Raw genomic sequence first — 24,040 nt, 5'->3', positions numbered from 1 at the left:
CATAAAGGTAAAAAGATAAATAGGTTTGTTGAACGAGTTTGGTGAGCGAATAGGTATCGAGCTACAAGGATGGATTGAATGAAGACAGTGTTATGTATCCTGGCTCTGCTGTTATCGTCAACAGTCGCTGCGAAGGAGTGGAATAATCCTTTCGATGGTATTGAGTCGGGTGAATATCGGCTTATTACCACGTTGGGATTGGGTTCTGGAGAGCTGCAGCTCAATGATCAACGAGATTTTTTTGGCTATGTCAGTGTAGGAGTGACGCCCGCGGGGGGTGTTTGGCAGGTAAATTTACAATTTTCCCGCTTCAATGATAACCATGTGCGAATCAATCAGGTGGGTCTGAATTTTAAGGTGGATTTTACCTTAAATTGCTATGTTCAGTGCCTCTACTGGATGGCGGGCTGGAACTATGCCGACGTGGATCTGAATGATGTGCGTAAACATGGTTATTGGTATCACCATAAAGATAAGTGGCATCAGTATGATGTTTATGACAAGGGAAAAGACTGGTATTACGACGGCCATTATTACCATGTGATAGACGCCAGTGGCAGCGATTCTTTCTGGAACTTAGGGCTTGGCTACCGATTTATGTGGAACCAGGATTTTGATACCTCTATCGAATACAACTACAACGATATCAACTCTGTCTATAGAGTGAACCTGGGTCACCTGCGTACTTTAAGTCTGAATTTTTCCTATCGTTTTTAAAAAAATTTTATGTTAAACGGGAAATTCGAGTAGTTTCCCGCTTAACATGCCATGGCCGGTTTTTTAGGCCGGAAAAATAATCAGCACATTTTAAATACGATAAATGGTTTTAATCCATAAGGTTCTGCCGGGCTCATTGACCCTATCCAGCTGCGGAAAATTGGGGATTTCCGCTCCCGCACGGCTAATATGTTCGGCATAGGTCTCATCCAACAAATTGTCGATACCAGCGGTTAACAGCAGTCGCTGGTTTGGACGCCAGCCGGCATTGATGGACAGTACATCGGCAGAATCCGTGGGACCAAAGTCCTGCCCAATAATATTACCCTTGCCGACATCGACGCGATCCTGGCTGGCAATGGCCCGCCACAGAATACCCGCCGACCATTGAGCCTGCTCATAGTGCAGCCCCAGGCGTGTTTCCAATGGGGGTAGCTGGGCCAGGGTGGTCTTGTCCGTATCGTTGGCACCGCGCACTGAAGTGACGGTGAATTCGGTGCGCCAGTTATCGTTCAATTGATAGCTGGCATCCAATTCCAAACCCCAGGTACGTGCCTGGATATTGCGTATTACCGCAACAGTCCGACTATCTGCCGACTCTCCCATATCCATTGCAGCATCCATGGATGACATGGTGTCCATACCTGACATCAACGCCGGCTTCTGGTAATCATTCTGTACTAATAGATAGTCGCGGATATCACTGGCAAATGCGGAAATACTGGCGGACAACTTTTCGGTGCGATAGATAGCGCCAATATCTAGCTGACTGGTTTTTTCCGACTCTATATTGAGCGCGCTGTAGGAGTCCGCCGCTTCGCGGGAGAATAGTTCCCAGTAATCTGGGAAGCGCTCGCTGTATCCGAGTCCGGCATAAAGAGTGGCGGAACTATTGGGAGCGCTCGGCAGGGCTAACTCGTAGCGCATAAAACCGCTGGGCAATCGCTCGGAGCGGCTTTCGCCGGCGGTTGGGTTATCTACTTTGGCCATCATGGAGACCGCGATGGTCTCGCGCAGATCTTTCACTTCCCAATCGTCCAGCCTGGCGCCGGCGATCCATCGTTGGTTGGGGGCAAACTGCCAACTGGCCTCGGAGAAAATGCCCAGCTGGGAAAATTCCGCATCCGCATCCCACTTTAGTGAGCGATAATCCACTATCGACTGGTTCATACTCATGCGGCCGCGGTGACGGTTTTCCCAGGTATCCAGGCCTGCTGTCAGCTCAATGTTATCCGCAGGATTCAGCTGCAGGCTCAGCTTGGCACCCATGGTTTCGCTGTCTAAATTCATGACGACTGGGGTAGTCGTCATTCCCGAGGGTTCACGCAGGCTGTAATTATCCATGATGTGATCGATGGTGTTGTAATAGATCTGCACGTCGATGGTATTCAGCAGATTGCCGATATTGCTGCGGCGGTATTTGGCTTTGTAGCTTTCGCGCGCAAATTTACTGCCATCTACGCCGCGGTCGGCATAGGCCGCTTCGGCATCGCTAAAAGCAGTTTCGAATTCCAGACGATTGTCATCGTCAGGGGTCCAGGCCAGATTGGCCTTGCCACTCCAGCGCTCGTAGTTCGAATGTACCGGATTACCGTCGCCATCTTCGTAATCATCCGCGGAGGCAGAGGTCGCCGAACCGCGCAGGGAAAATTCCGGGGTTTTATAAGCCAGATCAAAGAGTCCGTCTTTTCGATCAGCGCTGCCGCCGAGCAGGCTCGCATGCATATCCCATTCGGATTCGGTTGGACGGTCCTGTAGCTGATTGAAAAGTACAACCCCAGCGGAATTACCCGGTCCGTGAGCGACGCTCTGGGGGCCCTTAATTACCTCTATTTCATCGAGGCTTTCGGGGAAAATATAGGCGGTAGGCGGGTCCATACGGCCGGGACAACCGCCCATAAGAGACTCTCCATCCAGTAACATGCCCAGGCGTGAACCACCCATGCCCCGCAACAGGGGATCGCCACTGGTGCCACCTTTGCGTACCACGGAAAATCCGGGAATGGTTTTTAGATAGTCGGCGCCGTCATTGGCAGGCAGAGGCTGGCGAGGCATTTTCGGGTCCGTCAGCAGATTTAGTGGCTGCTCGGTTTTTACTCCGGTGACCACCATCTGCTCCATTTCACGCTCTTTTTTTTCATTGACCTCGCTGGCCATTAAGGCTGCGGGAAAGGTGCAGCCGGCAATAATTGCCAGGCTCAATGGAGTGTGTAATGGCTTGTTCTTTTGGGATTTAACTTTTCGCATTCTGACTTATCCGTTTCTGGGCCGAAGGTCGGGTCGGCCATGAGGAGCGCGGTAAAAAAAGCGCGCACAGGTTTGCCCCCGCTGACTGAGTCGCGGGAATTACAGTTGTCGCGAGGTGGGTCTACGGCTGTTGCAGCACCCTAAGCGGCAAGAATGCGGGCAAAGGCAGTACAGCGAAGCGCAGAAACAGGCCTCGAATATTGTGTGGTGAAAAATAAGGAAAACTGTGGTTTTAAACGGGAGGAGCGCGGATAAGGGGACGGCTGTAGTGTAAAGAAAGAGCGGGGTTAATGCCTTTGCTGCGAGGGGGGAGAATATTCCCCTCGATGAATAAATGCAGGTCTAATGCTGGTGCTTGGGCAAGACTGGCAGCGGCGGAAAAATTACAGTAGTTGTCGGCAAAGGAATGGGCAGTCAGTGCATCGTGGTTGTGCCCACTGTGGTTATCACCAAGGTTGTGATGATGATCCTGCGCCTGGCTGGTCAGGCTATTTAATAACAGGGCGCTGCGGCTGTCGCCGTGACAAAGACCGTAGGGGGTGCCCGCAGAGAAATCGGCGGGCATAAACCCTGCGGGAACCAAACCGCGGGCACTGAGAAAAACCAGTAAAAGCAGCAGTGCCTGCCACTGGGACAGGTGTGGACGGTTTTTACGGGTGCGCGCGCGACTCATAAATAGCGTTCTTGAAGTTATCGGGGTGGACTTAATAAATCCCCGAGGGCAAGTGGCAACAGATTACCCTTTGGCTGTAAAAAGTGCCACTACCAATAACGAATTTTTAGGGGCCGCTTTTGGCTATTTTTTAGTTCAATTATTTTATGTTGCTGCTATCAAATAAAAATATTAACCGATATTTTTACCGCAAGAGAGACTTCAATCGCGCGCTGATACCATGAAAAAACTGGTGTTTTTTCTTGGCCTTGTCGCCGCTTAGAAAATTGATTTGGATCGCCTGTCGTTTACCGACAAAGCTGGGGTAGCCGTGCCAGCAATTATCGGTCACCTTGAAAGCCACCAGAGAACCCGGCCCGGGTAGCAGTTCATCACTGTAGTCGTCCAGGCTTTTGCCGCTGCGCAGGATACGCAGGCGTCCAGTAGGTGCCGACCAGTCGCTGTTCAGATAGATCAGCACGGTAATAAGTTTGGTTTTGGAGTCTGTATGAATGCGTCCATCTTTAGCCCGGGAGTATCCACGTAAGGTGGCCATCATCGGTTTATCAGACAGATCCAATGCGAATTTTTCACCGAGAATACGCCGCACCTCGGTACTGCCAAATTGCTCGACAAAACTGCGCAGGCGCTCCGAGGTTTTGACATCCTTGATGTTGAAACTGCCGCCTTTGTGTAGAGGGGGGAAGTCTGCGATCAGGGCGCTGGCCTCGTCGGAGGCCAGGGAGCGCTCTAAGTAGAAATGGGGGAAGGGGGAAGGCTTTACTTCGGCACTGCTGAGCCGCTCGATAGTGACTTGGGACATAGTCAATTTTATCTCCCTATAAAGTGGGATTATTTTTATTGGAACATCGTAAACATCACTCTTTTTTACTTCTTACATCCACTTATTTGGATCCCCGACCTGATAGCCGGTCAGATTTTGCCGCTGCGCTTGAGCTGCCAATAAGCTTGCACCAGTGCCTGGTGCAAAAGCTCCGGACGGGAATCCACCACTAGTACATTACAGGCCTGCAATTGTTGCAATAGGCGCGCACGTCGGCGCAGAAAATCCCGCGCGGCAGCGCTCTCGACTGCCTCGGAAAAATCTCCAATAGGCTTTTGTGCCACGCGGTCCACGGCGGTCTCGCGCAGGCTAGCCACCATCACCAGGTGGTTGCGGGTGAGCAGGCGCACGGCGGTGAGCAGTTCGCTACTGTCTTCGTCGCGCAGGTTGGTGATCAGGATCACCAGTGCGCGGCGCTTGTGGGTCGCCAGCAACTTCTGGGCGGCGCCGCTGTAGTCCGCGCTGCCGGTGCCGGAGTGCAGATCGTAGACGTTGTTCAGCAACAGGTTGATCGCACTCTCACCCTTCACCGGCGGCAGCTGCCCACCGGAGCTGTCCTGTGCGGCGGCGAAGGCCTGTAGGCCAACTGCATCCCCCTGCTTGATCGCCACATAGGCGGATAGCAGCAGGCCGTTAAGGGCGTGATCGAAATGGCTCAGCTCACCGTCTTTGGCACGCATGCGCCGACCGCAGTCGAGCATGTAAATAATTTCCTGGTCGCGCTCGTCCTGGTATTCGCGGCTGATGAGTTTGCGCAGCCGTGAACTGGCGCGCCAATCTACCTGACGCTGGCTATCTCCCTGGCGGTATTCGCGCAATTGGCGGAAGTCCATACCCTCGCCGCGGCGCTGCTGTTGGTGCAGGCCGAGATGGCGCAGGGTCTGCTCGGTGGAGAGCGCCTGCAGGGAGGAGATGCCGAGAAAGTTGGGGTAGACCTTCACGGTTTGCTCACTGCCGAGCCATACACGAGTCTGCCACAGACCCCAGGGAGAGTCGGCGAGCACTTCGATTCGGCCGAATTCGGCACTGCCACGGCGGTGCGGCACCAGGGTGTACTCAATGGCAACTTCCTGATCTGGCTCCAGCAGCGCCTGGCGCGGTAATCCTCTGCTGCCCAGTTGTTGCGGCACACTGTCGCACACCGATAGTGTGAGGCTGCGCTGGCCGCGATTGTGCAATTTCAATCGCGCACTGTTGCGCACGCCCAGGGCCAAATTACCGGGCAGTTTGCGTTCGCCCTCCAGGCCCAGAACCCTGCGACCGGTGAGGAAATCCAGCAGGGCCGCGCCGATTAACAGCGCGCCAGCGGTCCACCAGAGAGTCTGCAGCAGCTGTGCAGATTGAGGCAGCCAGATACGTGCAGCACTCACCGCCAGAGCGGCCAGGCACCAGTAACCGAGTAGTTTCACCAGGCGGCGGCTGGGGCCTGCTCGCCCGAGACTGGACTTTGTGCTCGGAACTTCAGTGGCGACGGCGCTTTGTGTCACAGTCGCGGCGCCTCGACGCTATCGATAATCATGGCCAGGGCACTGTCGGTGGTCTCGCCGTCGATTTCCATATCCGGGGACAGGCTGACGCGGTGGCGCATGACCGGGATCGCCATGGCTTTGATGTCGTCTGGCAGGACAAACTCGCGCCCCTGCAGCAGGGCGCTGGCGCGCGCTGCCTGCAACAGGCCGATACTGGCGCGGGGACCCGCTGGGCTGCGCAGCTGGTTGGCTTCACGGGTGGCGCGCACCAGGCGCACGGCGTAGTCCAATACCTGCTGGTCCAGGGCTACCTGGGGCACCAGGGCCTGCAGTTGCTGCAACTGCTCCACGGTTATCTCACCGACAGCTTTCTCCCGCAGGTGCTTCTCTATGCGGCCGCTACTGGCAGCAGCGGCCAGTTGCAATTCGGCTTCCAGGCTGGGGTAGTCGATCAGAACCTTAAGTAGGAAGCGGTCCAGCTCTGCCTCTGGCAGTGGGTAGGTGCCCTCTTGCTCGATGGGGTTCTGAGTGGCCAGCACCATAAAGGGACTGGGTACGGCAAAGGCCTTGCCGTCGATAGTGACCTGCTTCTCCTGCATCACCTCGAGCAGGGCCGCCTGGGTCTTGGCCGGGGCGCGGTTGATTTCATCTGCCAGCAGCAGATTGGTAAACACCGGCCCACGGCGCACTTCGAAGCGGCTCTCGCCCATGTTGTACATGGCGTGGCCGGTAACATCCGCCGGCATCAGGTCCGGGGTGAATTGGATGCGGCGAAAGTGGCCGCCAAAACAGCTGGCCAGGGTGCGCACCAGAAGGGTCTTGCCGAGGCCGGGGACGCCTTCCAGCAAGATATGGCCGGAGGCCAGCAGAGCCACCAGCACCTGCTCGACGACCTGTTCCTGACCGATCAACAGGCGGTTGATATTGTTGCGCAGTAGCTGCAGTTGGGCGGCCGCGGCCTGCCAGTCCGGTGCTTCGCTGTGGGTTTGGGGTTCTGGATTCAGGGTAGTATCGCTCATAGGGCTGCCTCAATTCGCTGCAGGGTGCGCATTTGTTCGGTAAAGGATTCTTCGCTGGTCGCCGGTTTGCCCCACAGGCTGGCGATGATGCTGTGTTCGCTGAGATTGGTTGTGGCGCTGAGTCTCTTGCTCAGAGTCTGGCGCGCAGACGAGCTGGCGTCCGTCGCTCCCAGGCGACGCAACAGCTCCTCGCGCTGCCCGCGGAGTAGCCGCTGGCACTGATCGTCTCGCCAGTAGTAGTGGCCGCAGGCGGAGATATGCTCTAACAGGGAGCGCCGCGCTATCTCCGGGGATGGTTGTAATGGGCCGAAGCGGCGCGCACGCAAAATCAGCCAGCCCAGCAGGGCGAGCAGGCCAGAGATAAAAAATTCGGCAGCGTACTTGCGGGCGAGAAATCCCAGCGAGTCGAAGCGTGGCCTAGTGAGGAAAACAAAATCACCGCTTCCGGCCAGCAACTGTAAAAAGTAGGCGTGGTCAAAGTGGCCGATTCGGTGTGACTGCCACATGGTGCTGTCTGTCATCAGGGTGATAACGCCTTCCCCCTGGGCAAACTGCATAAAGGGCACGCCCTCGTCGTCGCGCCAGACTTTGGCAAAAAATACCGGTGCGCCCTCAATGGTGTTGTCTTCGATGCCGGGATGGTAGAGCAGGTGGCTGGCGTCGAAGTGTAATTGAGCTTCGTTCCCGCCAGCGGTGGGCAGGGTGATCAGATCTTCGGGGTCCACGTCGGGATTGCGCGGCTTTTCCTTTTCAGACTCCGCCAGCTCTCCTTCCAGTCCCTCTTCAATGCGGCGGTTGTATTCGCGCAGGGCCTCTCCCGGGCTCTGTTCGGGTTTCAGCTCGGCATCCTCTCCCAGCAGCGGTTGCAGTGGATGCTCAAAATAGTAGTCCCCATGCCCTTCCAGCATGGAGACGCCGAGGGCTTCCAGCAGCCAGTCGCGCTCTTCGCTGCGCCCCTCCTCGAAATCAAAGCCTTCGGTGCGCGCGACGACGATGGCATGGCCACCGCCTCGCACCCACTGCAGCAGTTCCTCGACCCGCTGGGGGTTATAGACCTGGCTGGAACTGGCGATAAACAGAGTGGCGTCCACTGGCAGGGTATTCAGCACGGAGATATTTTCTGCCTGCTGCGGTTCCAGCCCTACTCCGGAGAGATACTGCTCGGCAGCCAGGAAGGGATTGCGCCGCGCCTCCGCTCCCCAGCCGCGATCCTTTTCTTCTGTATAGCGTTCAAAAAAAGTGAGGAACAGCCATACCAGCCCGGCACACAGCAGTAAGGCGATTCCGATCAACAGGCGTTTAGTGGTCATTGCCAAATACCTCTTGCCACTGCTGGCACAACTCGCTTACCTGTGGGTCTGCGGGGGGGCGGTGGGCATAGGCCAGCTGCTGCCAGCTGCCAGTGAGTTGCTGTACAAACTGGCTCAGCGGGGCGCTTACCGGACGCAGCGTATCGTCTGCGGTCCCATGACGCCGGCTTACCAATTGGGCGCATTCACTCTCGGTGAGATGATCGCCAAAGTGGAAATGGAAGTCCTCAATCAGGTGAGACAAGGTGGCGCGGTACAAAAGGCCGAGGCCGGCGCGCTTTTCGCCGGCCTGCCACAGGCGCAGCACCTCTGCGCACACGTCGTCGGGCAAACTCGATTGACGTACATCGAGGCCAAACAGGGTCTCTGGCACCTCCACTTTCTTCTTGGGAGTGTGTTGCCAGCGCAGGCTACTGAGAATGGCTTCACGGTGGCGCCAGCCCAGGTAAATCAAGCCCGCGATTACAGCAATCCACAGCAATAGCTCGATGGGTTTGGCGATCAGCGATCCCCAATTGATCTCTGAGGAATCGTCACTCTCGGGAGGGTTTTCCATAAGCCACTTGAACAGCCACTCGAACAGTTCGATAAGCCACTCGGGTATTTTTTCCTGCTCTTCTTCGCCGAGGTCTTTAAGGCGCCAGCCGCTCACCTGCTCAATATTGTGGAAGTCCTCGCCGGCGAGCACTTCGTCGATACGCTGTTGCGCCTGTTGGGGGCTTTCCTGGGATTCCGCCTGGGCCTGTGGCGCCGGTGTCAGAGTCGTGCAGGCGAGCGTGCACAACAGTAATACCGAGGCCAGGGGGGAAGATCGATTGTGAGCGGATTTACTTGCCTGCAGGCTGCGTTGGTGGCGCTCGGCCAAGTCGCGGAACTGGATTTCGATATCCCAGCCCTCCAATTCAATACGCCGGCCGATATACAGGCAGAAGCCACTGACGATATAAAACGGCGCCACTGCGGCCATGATCAGTACGCAGAGAACGTTGGAAACCCACTCCAGCGCCAGGGTTTCACCGCGAAGCAGCGGAGCCCAGTCGATGTTTGCCGCAACCTGCTCGGGAATAAACAGATAAATCAGGATAAAGGCGGCAATCAGGAGGAAGCCCTCCAGATGGATACCGGTTAGGGTCAGCCAGGTGGCTGCCCCGGAGTGTTTGCGGTGCAGCACGCTGAGACGCGCACTGCGGGCACTGCCTTTTGATTGCTCCAGCACGGTCACCGGCATATCGAAGGAGCGGGTGGCGCTTAGGCGGCGAATGGTGATCCAGGCGAGCCAGTCGGTGCGGTTGTGTTTGAAAAATTCCTTCAGGGCCGCCAGTGCAGATACCGGTGTACCGAATAGGGCGCGGCTGATCATAAACAGCGGCAGGCGGTCGAAAACGGGTTTTAACCACCAGATTGCGAACATCGACCATCCGGGGTGGCCGGGAAAAGCCCAGGCCAGGGCGCACAGCAGTAGTGCCGCCGGAAGCAGCCAAACCAGAAACATCGGCAGCCAGTGCTTGCGTGCCAGAGCGATACCCAGGTCGATGGATTCCCACGGCGATCGCAGGCGTGCGCGCACCGCCAGGTTTTTAACTTGCATGGCGGGACTCCCCGCGCCCGGCCAGGGCGAAATAGGCGAATACCAGCAGCCATAGAAGAGCACCGAAGCCGAGTTTGATCGCTATGGGTGTGGCAGCGCTGGATGACCAGAAGGCTTCGAGGAAGGCGGCGATCACCAGCATCAGGAAAGTGCCGTACATAATTTTCATGGCTTCGACACTGGCCAGGCGCAAAGCCACCGAGCGCCGATGCTGTCCCGGATCGACAAGGGAGCGGCCCAGTAGTAGCCCGGCGGCACCGGCCAGCACGATGGCGGTCAGTTCAAAAGCGCCGTGGCCGATGACAAAGGGGTAAAACGTAGAGACAAATCCCACCCGAGTGATGTGTCCAAACACAGCGCCCAGATAGAGACCATTGAAAACCAGGAAAAAAATAGAGCCGAGGCCAAACAGTATGCCGCCGGCAAAAGTGCGGAAGGCGATACCGATATTGTTCTTGATATAGAAACCGAACATGGCCAGATCGGTGTCCGAGCCGCGCTCGCGTCCCAATACCCGGTTGCCGGGGTCGTACATGGATTCCAGCGAGAGCACGTCTCCCGGCGACATCATTGCGTAAATCAGGGCGTCGTTGTTATAGGTGCCAATGCCCATCACCAGGGCCGGCAGTAAAAACAGTGCAGAAGCCAGGGCCACCACGCGACCATTGGCGCGCACGGCTCGGGGGAAGCCGGCCAGTAGGTAGTGCAACCACCCCTTACGACGCAAGGTCTGCTGGCGGTAAACCCGGTGGTGGGCGGCGGTAACCAGCTGGTTGAGATGGTCGATCAAACGGTTGGTGTACTGGCGTTCTTTAGCTACTGCCAATTGCTGACACAGTTCCCGGTAGGCGGCGGGCAAGTCCAATGCGGCCACTTCGGCGCTGTGGTGGTCGTTTTTCAACCAGGCTTCCAGCTGCGCCCAACTATCGCGGTGACGATTTTCGAAATCTCTCTGTCTCATGAATTTCTAGCCCCTGCCACCCAGCAACCAACTGCCCACTGAGCGCAGATACTCCAGCGCGGCACTGTCTCTCTTGGCGGTGATAGGTTCGAGCAAGTTGGCGAGTTCTTGTTGGCGCGCCTCGCTCAAATCCTCATGGCGTTCCAGCAGGCTGATCAGCGCAAGCTGGTCTTGCTGTTTGAAGTCGCGCGGCGGTGGAAGCGGTGTTGCATCCGGTAAAGCCATGGGCACCTTTTTCGTATCGCGATAGACCACCAGAGTGCCCGCGGCCAGGTCGCCCAAGCGCTGAAAGTTACGCCCCAGTGTCATGGCGATTATGCCGGTGGCGTAAGCGAAAGGTAGGAAATCGGCGAAGCGCAAAAGGTTGCGCACGATAGAGGCGCCCCAGGAGATGGGGGTGAGGTTATCGTTCACCACCATCAGGCCAAAGGCTTTTTTGCCCGGTGTCTGGCCGCCGCGCAGCACCTCGAAAAACACCGGGTAAAACCACTCCAGCAGGAAGGAGCAGACCAGCCAGATCCCCATACCGGCAGTTTTGGCAAAGGCCAAGCCTATACCGAGAGCGGCCAGTATCAGCGTGCGATAAAACACATCCACGGCAAAGGCGAGGATGCGCGGCACAGGCCCGGCGGCCCGTGCGCGCAGATCGATACCCTCTGGGGTTTCGACGTTATAGGTGGTATCCAGCAAGCCACCGCTCCTGTTGGATTGATAAAAAACAAGCCTTATTGATTGGGGCTGCCGAAGATTTTGCGATAGGCAACTCCGTAAGCAATGCTGCACAGAGGTAGCGCCCAAATCAAACCAATTAGTAATGCCAAACCGCCGGCCATATAGATCAGCAGCAGCACAATCATCAGACCAAAGAAAGAAAACCAGTTTTTGGAGATCGCCTTGCGCGATGTTTCCAGCGCCTGCCATGGGCCTAGATTGCGGTCAGCGATCAGGGGCATTGCCAACAGGTAAGCGATTAATAGGTAAATGCCGGGAATGATCAGTAGTAGTGAACCGAGGAATACCAGCAGGTACATCAAAATCGTAGCAACGCCTAATGGCACGATTTTGTCGAAGTAGGAAAATACTTCTGTGCCGGAAGTCTGTTCTCCCCGGGCTACCTTAATACCAATCATCGCCATACCAACTGCCAAAGGAGCTGCAGCGATAATTGTGATCAGCTGGTAAATCAGAGCGGCAATAATTGATGGGGATGTCTGATCCGCACTACCTGTTCCCAACGCTGCAAGACCACCGGCACCAGTAAGCAAAGCAGCCACAATGCTGATGCCGATCGAACCCACCATATAAAGCAATGCACCGACCCATATAGTGCCTTTGTTACCACTGGTGCGCTTCCAGGCCTCACTGATGATATCCCCAATCGCAAACGAATAATCACCGGCAATGCCTTTCTCAATGGAGCCAAAGTCACTACCCTCCTCTCCTTTGGCGAGCTGTGCCTGGGGAGCCTGATAAATATCACTCATCCTGTCTGATGTCCTTATTAAAAGTTAACTGGTTGGATGTGCAGAGTCTTGAGGGCGAATATCTCATAGGCGTGATTTAGGAACAATGCCACGCCAGTACAGGGACAAATTAGGTGATGGATCTTTCTCAGCATAAAATTCCCTCTAGACGTAAAAGGAGAAGTAATAATGAAGAAAACCCTTTGGGCGGGGATTGTGGTACTGGCGTTAATCGTTGCTGGATATGTGGCTTTGCCTTTTTATGCGATGGAGCAGTTGCAGCGTGCCGCACAAATGGCGGGTGCCCAGGAGCCAGAAAAAAGGCGTGAAAGTATCGATACTCTGGAACGCTATGTGGATTTTCCGGTATTACGTGACAATTTAAGAGTGCGACTACAAGAAGAGCTGCGCTCCTCTATTGGTAATTCGATCCCTCAGGAATTCGATGAACTGCTGACCGCTGGTGCGAATTTTGTTATGGGGCCGTTGATGCAACAATTTGTCACCCCGGAAGGGATAGCAGCCTTGCTGCGGGGCGGCGAGGACCTGGAGGGGATGGAGCGAAGACTGTTTGGTCAGTATGCCGCCCCGGATGCAGATCTCTATCCACAAGCCCAGCAGGAATCTGAAAAAAAGCCTGAGAGCAGCTGGAGACGTCTCAAGTGGCGTTTTACCGATATTAACCACCTGAGTGCGGATTATGGTGAGGCTGACCGAGCGGAGCTGCGGCTGACTATGCAGCGCAACGGCTTGCACTGGCAGTTGGTGGATATCGAGTTGATCAATGGCACCGAGGCAGAGGGCTGAACATGGAAATGGACAACTCAGTAAATGTATTTGGTGATCCTCTTATTCCCTGCAGCTTGGAGCCGATGACCGGTTTTTTCCGCGATGGCTGCTGCAACACCTGCAAGGAGGATCAGGGCTCACACACAGTTTGTGTGGAGGTGACTGAAGAGTTTCTAGGTTTTTCCCGCAGCCGTGGTAACGACTTGAGTACGCCGATCGAGGAGTACGGTTTCCCGGGATTGGCTCCAGGAGACCGCTGGTGTTTGTGCGCCGCCCGCTGGTTGGAGGCCCAGCAGCAGGATAGGGCTCCGCGCGTTTTTTTACAGCGTACCCATGTGAAAGCTCTGGAGATAGTACCCCTACAGTTATTGCGACAATACGCTGCAGATTTGAATTAATTAGTGCGAAAGAAAAATTGGCACAGCGGGCAAGCTGTAAAGATTTGCCCCGCTGTGCCAATGTCAATTATCTAAAATCCCGATCAGGATGGCAGGAAGTCGATAGAGTAATTGCGGGTTGTGGCTTTTACATCCGCAGCACCAAAGTTAATCATGCGGATTCTCGCCAACAGCTTGCGCTCCAGGGCTGGGTTGTTCAGCTCACTCTCAATTAATTTGATAGACGAAATGGTGCCATTAGCTTCAATGACCAGCTGCACAGTAATTTTACCCTGCAGGGTGGGATCACGACGCAAGGCGCGGTTGTAGATCGCATTGATCGCCGACTTGTTAGCCTCCATTATGCCGCGAATGGCATTATCGGTACGCGCCAACTTCTCACCTCTGACTCTCCTCGCCGCCTGTTTGGCGGAGCCCTTCGCCTGAGCCTGCTCAACTCGGGTGGTTTGTCGGCCCGCCAGTGATACGCCTCCGGTGTCAGTGCTGATACTCCCGGCCCTGACTCCGCCACTCGAAGTTTTGGATTTATCGCTGATCATATTGCGTTGTGTTTGTGCGGCAGTGGCGCTGCCGGTACTGAGCTGACCGCGGGTAACTTCACCCGTATCAAAACTCTCACGCATGTCCAATAGATCGTCGGCCAGGGCATTGATGCCGCTGCTTGCCGCTTTTTCCCGCGCTCTTTGTATAGTGGCAACAGGGGGTGCCTCTACTTTGCTGGGCTCGGGTTGGGGAGCCGGTTTAGGCTTTTCCTTCTCGACTTTTTTAGGTTCTGGTTTTTCTTTGGGTTTCTCTTTGGGTTTTTCTGCGTCAGGCTTTTTCTCCTCAGGCTTCGGTTTGGCCTTGGGTTTGGGCTTCGGCTTGGGGAGCTCCTTTTTCTCCAGGATAACCTTGGCCAGTTGTGGTGGCACTCGCTCTGCTTGTTCTCGGGTCAGCTCCGGCACTGGAGCAAAGGTAACGATGGAACCACAAACGGCGAAGACAATAAGCCCTGCACGCAGGAACTTTATAAAGCGCTGGTCTTCCTGATTGGAAGCAGACCAGGGCAACAGGGTTTCCTGTAGTTGCCAGGGGGCATAGCGGCTGGTTGCAGTGCTCATATCAGCTTTCCACCCCCGCGGGATCTATTGGTGCTGTCTGCTCCACAGCAAAAGAGATATCGCGGTAATCTGCCTGGGCGCAGGTCTGCATAATCTGTTTGAGCAACTCATAGGGAACCTGCTCGTCGCCCATAATGGTAACCGAGCGTCCCCTTTGCTTTTGCTCGTTGCTGAGCTCACCGGCGCGTTCGGCGCGGTACTCCAGTTCCTTAAAGAGGGGCTCGATATTTTCCTTACCAGCGTCAATATCGTTAATGCTGACGATCATGCGATCACCAACGAATAGTTGCTGGTTATTCACCCTCACGACGGTAGTAACTTCCGGCTTTTGCTGAGAAGTAGACTTGGGTAGCTTGATGGTTTTGTCTGTTTGCAAAACCTGTACATCGCTAGTGGAGTTCACCAATAGGAAAAATACCAGAATGGTGAAAATGTCCATTAGAGAAACCAGATTGAGCTTCGATTGCTGTCGTTTCTGTCGCTGACGCCGCTCCTGTAATTTGGCGGCTGCGTTAAACATCATTTTATTTCCCCACTACGGTTGTTTGCTGGGGGGCATCGCCCAGGGAAATTTGTGGGAACAACTCGGCATCGACGACTGATGCGGCAACTACTGCCCGATAACTGCGTGCGGTATCCATTGCTGCCACCAGGGTTTTATACGGTGTACCTTTTTCCGAGAGAATAACCAAGTCGTCTTTCTCGATGGATTTTTCCCGTAAGCTACGCTTTATCTGCTGCAATATCAGGGAAACCGTTTCCATATCTGGTTCACCATCGGTATTCTCCACTCGCCTGACTAGTTGCCCGGCCGGGTAATTGATATCAACATGTGCGGTGCGTAATACCAGTTCCAACTGTCGATTTTCCTGTTCAGTTGCACTACTGCTTCCATCACTGATGCCTGGAAGATTGAGTTTTAAAACTGAGATATGGGAAAACACCATATTGAGCAGCAGTACCGGAACCAGGATAGTCATCAGGCTCATAAAAGAGGTGATGTCCAGTTCTGCTTCCTCGTGTCCACGGCGACGAATTTTTAATTTCAACATGGCGAGAGCCCTCAGGCATTCACTGCGCGCTGCTGTTCCGTTTTTTGTGGGCGGCCCATAGTCAACAGGTTTAGGAACTTGACTCCGGCCATCTGCAGGCTATCTACAATTTCATTGGTCTTGTTTTGCAGCATGGAATTAAATAGCAGAAGGGGAATTGCTGAGATAAGCCCGAAAGCGGTGGTATTCATTGCTACGGAGATACTGGTAGACAACATTGTGGCTTTTTCCGCAGGGTCGGCAGCGGCTACAGCGGTGAACGCTGCGATAAGGCCCATAATGGTACCTAACAAACCGAGTAGGGTGGCAATATTGGCCAGGGTAGCCAGATAGTTGGTGCGCTTTTCCAGGCGTGGTACCGCTTCGAGGATGCCCTCTTCGATTGCCAATGCAATATTTTCCTCTCGCTTGGCGAATTGCAGGGTATTAATACCGGCGGCGGCAATACGACCCATCGCAGCATCGTTGTCCCGGGCCAGTTGTAATACATTTTGATAACTGCGTTTTTGCAGTAGCGGTAATACCTGCAGATAAGCGCGGCGATTGGCGCTCTTAGCACGGGAAAGAAAAATCCAGCGTTCCACTACCATAGCGAGGCCGATAACCAGCACCAAGGCAATAGGATACATAAAAGGGCCGCCATTCTGGAAAAAGCGCAATAACGCCTGAGTAAATTCCATGATAAGTGTCTCCACAGAAGTAAGTGTTTAATTAGTGATATTTTTTGCCAAACGGCCATTCCATGGACATTGGGCATGATGATGAATATTGTGGAGCCGGATGAGGGCTCTACAATAAATTCCTGATAAGTGAAATACCTGCGGTGGCTTATCCCTGCTCCACTGGAGTGCTGAGTTTCAGCAAAAAAGCATGATTACATTAGTTTGTGGTGCTTTATGAGTATTATTATTTTTTCTATTCATTTTTTTCTTCAACAACCGGCTTGGCACTGAGCAGTTGAATTTCCCGTTTGAATTCTGAGAGCTCCTGGTGCTTGAAAACGGTATTAAAATTCTGGGCCAGAGAACTATCAAGGCGCTGCAGGCTGTCGGCTTGCTTCCAAGGAATGATATACAGCACCTTGGGCTGTTCCTGACTGCCGATTACCGTGGATTCCAGTGTGGTAATTTCTTCTGCACGGGCGGTGAAGCCGGTGCATATTACGGACATTAGAATAATTAATTTATCTCGCATCAGAGTCTACGCTCCAGTTCCAATATCCAAGCGCCGAGTAATTTGTCTTCTTGTTCACGACTGCTCTGGGCCAAACGGTATTGCTGTAATGCCTCTTCCGGCCTGTTTAGATAGAGGTCATAGAGAATACCCAGGTTGCGGTGCGCATCGCTAAAGTCGGGCCAAAGGTTTAGCGCCTGCAGGTAGCACTGTTCAGCCTCTTCGAAACGGCCTGCGTCGCGTAGTAGGGCAGCCAACTGATTCCAGGCAAATACATTACTGTCATTGACCTTAATCGCCTTGCGAAAGCTATTTTCCGCATTCTCAGCCTGTTCACTTTTTTGCTGTACTATCCCGAGGTTTAGCCAGGGGCCAGAGAGTTCTGGCCAGCGTTCAATGACCTGCTGTAGCTGCTGCACTGCGGTTGAGCTATCTCCGTTGTTAAAGCTCTCGTGTGCCTGGGCCATAGCGACGCTGGCCTCTTTGGGAACCCGCTTGGCATTCGCCAAATAAGGATTTTCCGTAACTGCATGTTCAATTGAGGCGTCCTTCGGCTGAGCATTTTTACCCAACGGAAGGCTGCCACAGGCGCTGAGGGTCGCCAGAATCAGTAGTGTTGCTGTGAAGCGAAAGATACCACTGGGGCAATTGCGCAAATCAATGCAGTGCATGGCTCCACTCCAGGGTTGCTTCCGGTTTTTTGTAGCGTGCGGGCAACAGTTCGCCGAGGGAGGCAAAACTACGTTTGACCCAGTCGTCGTAAATTCCATCACTGGTGCGCTGAATATTGGCCTGATGCAGCTCTATCGCCTTCTCCTCGAAAGGGAAGGCCTGCTCTTCGAGTAGGATTTCGTACTGCTCTAACTCAAGGTCAGTCAGATTTTTGGGGCGCTGAGATTCCATCAGGTCATGGCTGAGCTGTCGATAAACTTCAGCTAAACGGAAATTAGCCTGGGTGGTGAATTCCGCAATTTCCAGCTCGAGAACCTTGCGATAATCGGCCACGGTGGTTTTCATCGCGCGCTTTTTATTGGCGAGACTGGTTTTCAGCGGCAAGTGCAATTTTAATGAAGCGAATTTTTCATAGCTCTGCTCTGCCAATGCGCTTTGGGAATAGGCGGACAGGTAGCGGCCCCGAGGGGATTTTTCTGAATTTTTTGCTAATTGCTGTAGCCAATAATTCTGTTTATTAGGTTGATTGGTTTGCCCGTACAGTTGCACCAACTGATATTGTGCTTCCAGACGCTGTTCAGCAGGCTTTGGCCAGAGCTTGTTGTAGTTACGGTAACTCTCAATGGCACCTTGATGCTCACCTGCTTTTTGCAGGCTTTCCGCCGCGAGGAATAAGGATTGGCGACGCACTTCTCGGTCGGGATCATTTTGTGCAAGTTGCAGTAATTCGCCCGCCGCAGCGGCAGGCATTTTCAAGGCTTCAAAAATAACGACCGCCTTGGCGGCGAGGGTAGGTGCCAGCTGATGTGCAGGATAGAAACTCCGGAAGTCTGCAAGTTCAGCACTGGCACGCTGCCATTGCTGTAATTCCATCAGGTAATTGATCGCGTCATACTGGGCGGTGGCTGCAATTTCGCTGCGGCCACTTTCCCTGATTCGCAGCAGGTGGCGCAATGCCTCCTCACTGGGAATTTCTCTGCCATCCTCGGTGAGTGCTGGTTGCGCAAGTGCCAACTCTGCCTGCCTATAGATGGAAAGTTGAAGTTGCTTGCGTGTGTCCTCGCGCAAATGGCTATCCTTAGGCTGTATATTCAGCGCACGGGTATAGGCTTCTTCCGCAGCCATATAGTCTTTCAATGAAAAGTGACTGTGAGCCAGGATCATCGCGATATTTAATTGCTGAGCCTTATTCGCTGGTGGCTTCCACTGATCTGCCGCTTGTGCAGCGGCAATAGCCTCGGCAAAACGTGACTGTTGTAGCAGCTTATCTGCGGCAGATAGTTGTACTGGTAAGGCTCTTTTATCCTGTGGCCAGCTCTGGGCAAATTTAAGGCTGGCCTCAATGTTGCGATCCATCCACAGGATTTTTTCCTCGGCATCCTGATCCGGTGTTTCTTTATGCACTTGTGCAGAGCTAAGAATGGCTGCATAACCAGCCTCCGCACCATGCTCCTTATCTTGATATTCCCAGGCTACCTGGCTGTATGCGCGCCAGGCTCCAGCGTAGTCGCCAGCCTGCTCGAGGCATTCGGCCATCAGGAAGACCATTGGTGGAGTGCGGGGGTCCTGTGGAAAAGTCTGGGAAAACTGCCGGTAGAGTTCCGCTGCCGCTAGGTAAGCTTTGCGAGACTGAGCTTTTAGCTGCTGTTTTTGTTTACTTTTATTAGCCGGTGCCTTGCTTGCTAGCTGAGCAAGTTCCTGCGCGCGCGCGTGGTCAAATTGGGCTAACTCCTCAAGCCAGGGGCGCAGTGACTGTGCCAGGGCTTCGCGCTGACTTGTCTCTGCCTCCTGCCAATACTCACTGCGAATGCCATAGTGTTGTACAAATTCCCGCTTGGTTGGAAGCACCTCATCGTGTAAGCCGCCATTTTGCAGTGTTTCAATAGCTTGCAAATGTAATGATGGCGCCTCAGTGCTATTGGGGTAGTGCTTAACAAAAGCCAGATAGGTATCCGCGCTGTTGCGGAATAACTCTTTTTCTCGATACCAATTGCCCAGAGCGCTGTACAGCAGGTGCTGATAACCTCGTGGTTTGCCATCGGGATTAAAGGACTCGATAGCTTCGGCACCGCCCAGGTAACTAAAATTCAAGGCCAGGCCGCGAAGGCTATCCTCGCGCAGGCGCTTCTGGCCCAGAGGTAACTCTGCTTCGCTGGCACGCCGCTGCAGAATATTTAGAGACTCGAGAAATATCTCCGTGGAACGGCGGTAATCGCTGGATTTAAACTCTGACCAGGCGAGCATATAGCGGGCATTATCGGAAAATGGACTTTCGCCCTTTTCCAGCAATGCGCGGAAGTCCCGTGCCGCTGCCGAATACTCCTTGCGATTGAAAGCCGCTTCGCCTCGGCGGAATAAAACCTCCCCCATAAAAGGTGAGTCAGGTGTGCTCTGGGCGATGCGCTCCAGTGCTTGCAGTGCGCCTGGCATTTCGCCATCCATAGCACGAGCTCGCGCCAGGCGATAGAGAATATAGTCGTCTCGAGGGCTCTCTTTGGCGAGTGTCTGGTAGTGCTGCACCGCACTGGCAAAACCGACTGAAACTTCCGGGTTATCCGCCTGATGTTGCTCCAGTCGCTCCATTTCCAGATCGGCCAGGCGCAAACGAATCTGTGCGCGAATCTGCGGGTCTGGCTGGCTGGCCAGTGCTTGTTGATAGCTCTGCACCAGAGTGGCGAGATCAACCGATATCAACCCAGGGGGCGCTGATACAGGTTCTTCTGTGGAAGTAGCCGTGGCCGTGGGCAGATCTGCAAGTGTCAGTGCGGACTGATTGCTGCAGGCGGTACTGATACAGCAGATAGCGGCAGTGAGCAGGCGCAGGGAAAAGCTTCTGGAACCAAACCTATTCACTCTGCCCCCCTTCATTATCGGGCAATAGAGCTTCTGCGGTCTTTTCCTCAGTTATTTTCTCTACTATGGCATTGCCTTTTTCGTGAGTATTTTCGCCATGTTGCGTTTCCACCTGAGTATTTTTCTCAGGGTTTTTTGGCGGAGGCTGGTTGGCGGCCTCTAGCATTGAGACATCCTGTAAGCGCGCGATAGCGAGGCGGGTGTGGGCCTGGTAACCGTGAATCCGCGACTGCTCTCGCCCCAGCTCAGCAATAATATCTCGGCGAAGGGCAGCCTCAACCTCTGAAGCCGTTTTGGCTATGGCTGCGCGTTGGCCGGATAATTGCGCCGCAGTGCTAGCCAGACGCTCTGTAAGCTGGGTCAATTGCGGTGCGCGCCCCACTTCTACAGAGGTTTTACCTAGCTGCTTCTCACCATTGCGCAAGCTGGATTCGAGTAGTTGCAGAGTTTTGCGCTGTTGCCACAAGCGGTGATGATACTGTTCGCTGGCTTGCCACAATAAAATGCCACGGGCTTTAGCCAGGGTCTCGCCCTGGTAGTCGGACCCCTTACCGTTACTGCGTAGCAGTTGATAGCGTTGCTCAGCGCCCTGGAGTATCTCCAGCATCTCGAATATCTCACTGTGATTTCCGCCCTCCCCGTTGCCGGTAGCTTCGAGCAGAGTCAGTACGTCACGCTCCTGTTCTATTTGGGCCAGGGCATCGTTGAGATTGCGGTAGTGTTGCTTGGCGATTTGCAGTTGCTGGTCAAACTCAGCGCTCTGGTACTGCCCGATAATGCCGGTGCGCCTTTGGTGACGCTCTTCGATCAATGAATGCCATTGTGGAATTTTTTGCGACCAGTCATAGAGCACCCTATCCATCTGCTGCAAGTCGCGCAGCTCCGACAGGCGCAGTTGGAATTGATCGCTCTGTAAAATGGGTAAGAGAAAATGCTGGTTGTCCCGCAGTAAGGGTGCGGCTTGAGCCAGCTGTAGCCAGCCGTAGCGTTGTGACTGGCTAAATTGACTGGCGTCTGCCAGCGGTTCTGAAGACAGTGCCCGCTGTAGGTACTGCAGCTGCTGCAAAGTGCTCTCGAAATATGTGGCTGCATCACTATAGGCGCTTAGGGCTTTATTGCGTTCAGTCTGCTTTTCATAGGCATAGGGCAGGGCGACCCTGGCCTCCCGTGCGGAGGGACTGTGTTGGTGTTCTGCCAATAAAAAAAGCAGGGCATCTACACCCTTCTGGTATTGCTCGCTATTGATCGAAGACCAGGCGAGCCCGAGCAGGGCTTTGGTTGCCCAGGGGGTGTGCAGGCGCACTTGGGAAAATTCAGCTTGGGCCTGGGAAAACTGCTCTGACAATGCCAGAGCGTAGCCAGCGCCGATATGCGCTTTGTCCGCGAGTATCAGGATATCCTCTGAGGGTTCGTCCTGCTCAGTTGCCAGTGGGCTTGCGAAGCGATATTCCTCGGCGGCGGCAACTAACTCCCCTCTTCGGGCCAAGGCTGCGCCTAGATTGATATGCCCGAGTAGGCGCTCTGCCAACGGCAGATTAGCTCTTTTAAGGAATTCCCGGGCTGAGGTGATTTCTTCACTGCGCAAGGCCAGGTTAAGGGGGAGGGTGGAGGAATCTATGGCTCCAGATTTTTCCAGATTTTTTGCCGCTAAGGAAAAGTCACCCTGCAAATAGTTCAGCTCTGCCAGTTTCAGCCAGGCTGCCTGGTGCAGTTTGGAATCTGTATTTTGGTTGCCGGTTTGAAGCTGTAACTCAAAAAGTTCGGCAGCGCGCCGATGCAGACCAAAGCTGAGGCTGATTCCCCCCTCAATCAACGCGGCACTGTCGCGGTGAACTTTAATTGAATCACGTTGCTTGGCGACAAGCAGGGTGCTAAGGGCATCGAAGTTATTGCCCTGAAAGTACTCATACAGGGTTGCTCCATAAGACATATCCTGAGCTTGGCGATACTTTTTGTCTTCGGATTGCGCCTTTTCCTGAGCAGCTATTTTTTCAGAGGTACCTTCGGTCTCTGCGCTGTAAGCCGGCAGATTGGTACCTAACAGAGCGATACTCAGGAAGATTATGTGGGAGAGAGGCCGGTAGCACATGGGTAATCAGGGCGTAGGCCATTGGATCAGTTTAAAGTCCGGCTGCTGTTTACCGGTTTTATCTGAGATGCGTAACTCGATAACAACGGGCTCGTCGGTCTTTTCCAGCTCTAAAGTAGCACCCCGCTTATACTCACGTCCTTCGGGCCCAAGGCCAGTAAAGAATGCGGAAATGTTGTAGTTACCAGATTTTAGGTTGCCTTTGTGCAGGGGTTGAATACCACCGCGAACAAGGGCATTGCGCTGATGTTCGGTATACAGGTGGCTAGCCGTGAGTTTATTGTCGATATGTAATTTGACTGCGTCCAACTGGAAATAGTGGCCAATATCCACAGAAACATAAAAAGCCACTTGGCTTTGTGCCGGGTAGAGTAGGTCCTCTTCCAGGATTAACAAATCCCGGTTTAACTTAATGACATCGCGCTTTAGATTTTCCAGCTTTTCAGCGGAAAAAGACTCTGGCTGAGCCTGAGACGCTACGCTCAACACGAGGACGAGTGAGAAAATAAGCAGCTGGAGAACGCGTCCCATGGAAGGCCTTTCGATTGTTTTTGGCTTTATTGTGTAATGGCGCAAATTATGTCAGGGGCGCAGCTATCTGGTGTGATCCCGTTGGCAATTTTTTTATGACGTTGGAACGTTTATTATGGATTTATCAGTCCCTGGCTGAAAAACAGGCGTTTGTTGCTGTCGATAACCACCGCTTCAAATTGGGGCAGGCGATCAATGAGTGCCAGTCCTTTTTTCTTACCCAGGACAAAAACGCTGGTGGAAAGCGGGTCGGTATCAAAACCCCTTGGGCCGATAATGCTGACACTGATCAATTTATCGCTGTCTCCAACTGTGGTATCAGCTGGCTTTCCGGTATTTGGATTAAAAATATGATGAACACGCTCTTGTTGTTCATCAATAAAAAAACGCTCGTAATCACCGGAAGTTGAAATGGCAGTGTTACTTAGGGGGATCACAGCGGCATTTTTGCTTTTCTCTCGTGGATGGCGAATGCCTACCAACCAGGGTTCACCGTGTTTATCACCGAGCATTCGTGCATCGCCACCGGCGCTGATACTGGCGCAACAGACTTCAGCCTGTTCGAGAATCTGAATGGCTTTATCCACAGCGTAACCCTTGGCAATGCCACCTAGGTCAATTTTTGTCTCCTTGTGACCATATCGTAGGGTTTTTGACTTTTTATTTAGATGCAAGTGACGGTAATTCAGAGCTTCCAACAGAGAATCGGTAAGGGCCGTGTCAGCCCTTTTTTTATTGCGGAAATCATAATGCTTGCCGAGAGTAGCGTAGCTGATATCGAAGGCTCCATCGGTCAGGCGGCTAAACCAGAGAGACTTATCCACCAGAGAAAGCAGCTCATCAGAAATATTGACCGCTGTTCTACCTGCTTCGCGATTGACTTGGGACAATTCACTCTCTGGTTTGTAGGGTGACAGTTGGTTATCCAGGCGGTGGAATTCTGCCATCACCTTCTCAATCAGGTTTTCCGCTTCACTGGCATCTTCATGCCAAAGCTGCAGGCTGACTTCAGTCCCCATAATTGCACGCTCGGCATAATGCCACTCGGCCAGTGCCGGTGCTGCACAGAGAGCGGCACTGCCTATTAGGATGGATCGAATAAAACGCAGCATT

Annotated in this window: 23 protein-coding genes; 3 read left to right on the top strand and 20 right to left on the bottom strand. The window is 53.8% G+C overall.

What is annotated here, in order from left to right:
- Positions 1-78 precede the first annotated feature (78 nt).
- The gene (locus ACJJID_RS16170) at positions 79-717 is read left to right on the top strand and encodes an outer membrane beta-barrel protein (protein WP_444920369.1); all 639 of its coding nucleotides are present in this window, start codon (positions 79-81) and stop codon (positions 715-717) included.
- 90 nt (positions 718-807) lie between these two features.
- On the opposite strand, the gene ACJJID_RS16165 is transcribed toward ACJJID_RS16170, so the two are convergent.
- The 10 genes from ACJJID_RS16165 to ACJJID_RS16120 all read right to left on the bottom strand — a co-directional run bounded on the left by ACJJID_RS16165 (position 808) and on the right by ACJJID_RS16120 (position 12,291).
- Positions 808-2,964 (bottom strand): TonB-dependent copper receptor, encoded by a 2,157-nt coding sequence (locus tag ACJJID_RS16165; protein WP_444920368.1) that lies wholly within the window; start codon positions 2,962-2,964, stop codon positions 808-810.
- Positions 2,965-3,196: 232 nt separating this feature from the next.
- Positions 3,197-3,637, bottom strand: coding sequence for a hypothetical protein (locus ACJJID_RS16160; RefSeq protein ID WP_444920367.1), 441 nt, complete (start codon positions 3,635-3,637; stop codon positions 3,197-3,199).
- Positions 3,638-3,821: 184 nt separating this feature from the next.
- A complete protein-coding gene (locus tag ACJJID_RS16155) occupies positions 3,822-4,439 on the bottom strand; it encodes a 2OG-Fe(II) oxygenase (RefSeq protein ID WP_444920366.1) in 618 nt (205 codons plus the stop codon).
- 110 nt (positions 4,440-4,549) lie between these two features.
- A complete protein-coding gene (locus ACJJID_RS16150) occupies positions 4,550-5,947 on the bottom strand; it encodes a DUF58 domain-containing protein (protein ID WP_444920365.1) in 1,398 nt (465 codons plus the stop codon).
- Positions 5,944-6,948: an AAA family ATPase gene (locus tag ACJJID_RS16145; RefSeq protein WP_444920364.1), complete on the bottom strand. Its 1,005-nt coding sequence runs from the start codon at positions 6,946-6,948 to the stop codon at positions 5,944-5,946. Before ACJJID_RS16145 ends, ACJJID_RS16150 begins: the two co-directional genes overlap by 4 nt.
- Positions 6,945-8,258: a DUF4350 domain-containing protein gene (locus tag ACJJID_RS16140; RefSeq protein WP_444920363.1), complete on the bottom strand. Its 1,314-nt coding sequence runs from the start codon at positions 8,256-8,258 to the stop codon at positions 6,945-6,947. Before ACJJID_RS16140 ends, ACJJID_RS16145 begins: the two co-directional genes overlap by 4 nt.
- Positions 8,248-9,846, bottom strand: coding sequence for a DUF4129 domain-containing protein (locus tag ACJJID_RS16135; RefSeq protein WP_444920362.1), 1,599 nt, complete (start codon positions 9,844-9,846; stop codon positions 8,248-8,250). Before ACJJID_RS16135 ends, ACJJID_RS16140 begins: the two co-directional genes overlap by 11 nt.
- Positions 9,836-10,807, bottom strand: a complete 972-nt coding sequence (locus tag ACJJID_RS16130; RefSeq protein WP_444920361.1) for a stage II sporulation protein M — start codon at positions 10,805-10,807, stop codon at positions 9,836-9,838. Before ACJJID_RS16130 ends, ACJJID_RS16135 begins: the two co-directional genes overlap by 11 nt.
- 6 nt (positions 10,808-10,813) lie before the next feature.
- Entirely contained in the window at positions 10,814-11,497 is a 684-nt protein-coding gene (locus ACJJID_RS16125; protein WP_444920360.1) for an RDD family protein, read from the bottom strand.
- A gap of 35 nt (positions 11,498-11,532) precedes the next feature.
- Entirely contained in the window at positions 11,533-12,291 is a 759-nt protein-coding gene (locus tag ACJJID_RS16120; RefSeq protein WP_444920359.1) for a hypothetical protein, read from the bottom strand.
- Positions 12,292-12,459: 168 nt separating this feature from the next.
- Between ACJJID_RS16120 and ACJJID_RS16115 the strand changes: the two genes are divergently transcribed.
- Positions 12,460-13,077, top strand: coding sequence for a DUF2939 domain-containing protein (locus ACJJID_RS16115; RefSeq protein ID WP_444920358.1), 618 nt, complete (start codon positions 12,460-12,462; stop codon positions 13,075-13,077).
- Between the two features lie 2 nt (positions 13,078-13,079).
- Positions 13,080-13,457 carry a DUF2237 family protein gene (locus ACJJID_RS16110; RefSeq protein ID WP_444920357.1) on the top strand — a complete coding sequence of 126 codons (378 nt, stop codon included), beginning with the start codon at positions 13,080-13,082 and terminating at the stop codon, positions 13,455-13,457.
- An 83-nt stretch (positions 13,458-13,540) separates the two neighbouring features.
- On the opposite strand, the gene ACJJID_RS16105 is transcribed toward ACJJID_RS16110, so the two are convergent.
- The 10 genes from ACJJID_RS16105 to ACJJID_RS16060 form a co-directional block, all read right to left on the bottom strand.
- Positions 13,541-14,557: an AgmX/PglI C-terminal domain-containing protein gene (locus tag ACJJID_RS16105; RefSeq protein WP_444920356.1), complete on the bottom strand. Its 1,017-nt coding sequence runs from the start codon at positions 14,555-14,557 to the stop codon at positions 13,541-13,543.
- Position 14,558: 1 nt separating this feature from the next.
- Positions 14,559-15,080 (bottom strand): ExbD/TolR family protein, encoded by a 522-nt coding sequence (locus tag ACJJID_RS16100; RefSeq protein ID WP_444920355.1) that lies wholly within the window; start codon positions 15,078-15,080, stop codon positions 14,559-14,561.
- 1 nt (position 15,081) lies between these two features.
- Complete coding sequence (locus ACJJID_RS16095) at positions 15,082-15,609, bottom strand: ExbD/TolR family protein (RefSeq protein WP_444920354.1); 528 nt, start codon at positions 15,607-15,609, stop codon at positions 15,082-15,084.
- A gap of 11 nt (positions 15,610-15,620) precedes the next feature.
- Positions 15,621-16,289 carry a MotA/TolQ/ExbB proton channel family protein gene (locus ACJJID_RS16090; protein WP_152455539.1) on the bottom strand — a complete coding sequence of 223 codons (669 nt, stop codon included), beginning with the start codon at positions 16,287-16,289 and terminating at the stop codon, positions 15,621-15,623.
- Between the two features lie 235 nt (positions 16,290-16,524).
- Complete coding sequence (locus tag ACJJID_RS16085; protein ID WP_444920353.1) at positions 16,525-16,803, bottom strand: hypothetical protein; 279 nt, start codon at positions 16,801-16,803, stop codon at positions 16,525-16,527.
- Positions 16,803-17,453, bottom strand: coding sequence for a tetratricopeptide repeat protein (locus tag ACJJID_RS16080; RefSeq protein ID WP_444920352.1), 651 nt, complete (start codon positions 17,451-17,453; stop codon positions 16,803-16,805). Before ACJJID_RS16080 ends, ACJJID_RS16085 begins: the two co-directional genes overlap by 1 nt.
- On the bottom strand, positions 17,440-20,307 hold the full coding sequence (locus ACJJID_RS16075) for a tetratricopeptide repeat protein (RefSeq protein ID WP_444920351.1): 2,868 nt from the start codon (positions 20,305-20,307) through the stop codon (positions 17,440-17,442). The genes ACJJID_RS16080 and ACJJID_RS16075 overlap by 14 nt, the downstream gene beginning before the upstream one ends.
- A complete protein-coding gene (locus ACJJID_RS16070; protein ID WP_444920350.1) occupies positions 20,300-22,396 on the bottom strand; it encodes a hypothetical protein in 2,097 nt (698 codons plus the stop codon). The genes ACJJID_RS16075 and ACJJID_RS16070 overlap by 8 nt, the downstream gene beginning before the upstream one ends.
- A 6-nt stretch (positions 22,397-22,402) precedes the next feature.
- Positions 22,403-22,927: an AraC family transcriptional regulator gene (locus ACJJID_RS16065; protein ID WP_444920349.1), complete on the bottom strand. Its 525-nt coding sequence runs from the start codon at positions 22,925-22,927 to the stop codon at positions 22,403-22,405.
- Between the two features lie 113 nt (positions 22,928-23,040).
- Positions 23,041-24,039, bottom strand: coding sequence for an FAD:protein FMN transferase (locus ACJJID_RS16060; protein ID WP_444920348.1), 999 nt, complete (start codon positions 24,037-24,039; stop codon positions 23,041-23,043).
- Between the last annotated feature and the right edge of the window lies 1 nt (position 24,040).

The sequence above is a fragment of the Microbulbifer sp. CnH-101-G genome (assembly GCF_052466775.1).
The sequence above is the reverse complement of the archived record's forward strand: the minus strand, read 5'-3'. Positions and strand labels throughout refer to the sequence as shown.

Coding starts and splice junctions, on each gene's coding strand:
- ACJJID_RS16135 (WP_444920362.1), bottom strand. CDS start 9,846: ATGCAAGTTAAAAACCTGGCGGTGCGCGCACGCCTGCGATCGCCGTGG.
- ACJJID_RS16110 (WP_444920357.1), top strand. CDS start 13,080: ATGGAAATGGACAACTCAGTAAATGTATTTGGTGATCCTCTTATTCCC.
- ACJJID_RS16160 (WP_444920367.1), bottom strand. CDS start 3,637: ATGAGTCGCGCGCGCACCCGTAAAAACCGTCCACACCTGTCCCAGTGG.
- ACJJID_RS16155 (WP_444920366.1), bottom strand. CDS start 4,439: ATGTCCCAAGTCACTATCGAGCGGCTCAGCAGTGCCGAAGTAAAGCCT.
- ACJJID_RS16105 (WP_444920356.1), bottom strand. CDS start 14,557: ATGAGCACTGCAACCAGCCGCTATGCCCCCTGGCAACTACAGGAAACC.
- ACJJID_RS16115 (WP_444920358.1), top strand. CDS start 12,460: ATGAAGAAAACCCTTTGGGCGGGGATTGTGGTACTGGCGTTAATCGTT.
- ACJJID_RS16060 (WP_444920348.1), bottom strand. CDS start 24,039: ATGCTGCGTTTTATTCGATCCATCCTAATAGGCAGTGCCGCTCTCTGT.
- ACJJID_RS16085 (WP_444920353.1), bottom strand. CDS start 16,803: ATGCGAGATAAATTAATTATTCTAATGTCCGTAATATGCACCGGCTTC.
- ACJJID_RS16170 (WP_444920369.1), top strand. CDS start 79: ATGAAGACAGTGTTATGTATCCTGGCTCTGCTGTTATCGTCAACAGTC.
- ACJJID_RS16140 (WP_444920363.1), bottom strand. CDS start 8,258: ATGACCACTAAACGCCTGTTGATCGGAATCGCCTTACTGCTGTGTGCC.
- ACJJID_RS16090 (WP_152455539.1), bottom strand. CDS start 16,289: ATGGAATTTACTCAGGCGTTATTGCGCTTTTTCCAGAATGGCGGCCCT.
- ACJJID_RS16095 (WP_444920354.1), bottom strand. CDS start 15,609: ATGTTGAAATTAAAAATTCGTCGCCGTGGACACGAGGAAGCAGAACTG.
- ACJJID_RS16120 (WP_444920359.1), bottom strand. CDS start 12,291: ATGAGTGATATTTATCAGGCTCCCCAGGCACAGCTCGCCAAAGGAGAG.
- ACJJID_RS16130 (WP_444920361.1), bottom strand. CDS start 10,807: ATGAGACAGAGAGATTTCGAAAATCGTCACCGCGATAGTTGGGCGCAG.
- ACJJID_RS16070 (WP_444920350.1), bottom strand. CDS start 22,396: ATGTGCTACCGGCCTCTCTCCCACATAATCTTCCTGAGTATCGCTCTG.
- ACJJID_RS16165 (WP_444920368.1), bottom strand. CDS start 2,964: ATGCGAAAAGTTAAATCCCAAAAGAACAAGCCATTACACACTCCATTG.
- ACJJID_RS16065 (WP_444920349.1), bottom strand. CDS start 22,927: ATGGGACGCGTTCTCCAGCTGCTTATTTTCTCACTCGTCCTCGTGTTG.
- ACJJID_RS16100 (WP_444920355.1), bottom strand. CDS start 15,080: ATGATGTTTAACGCAGCCGCCAAATTACAGGAGCGGCGTCAGCGACAG.
- ACJJID_RS16145 (WP_444920364.1), bottom strand. CDS start 6,948: ATGAGCGATACTACCCTGAATCCAGAACCCCAAACCCACAGCGAAGCA.
- ACJJID_RS16080 (WP_444920352.1), bottom strand. CDS start 17,453: ATGCACTGCATTGATTTGCGCAATTGCCCCAGTGGTATCTTTCGCTTC.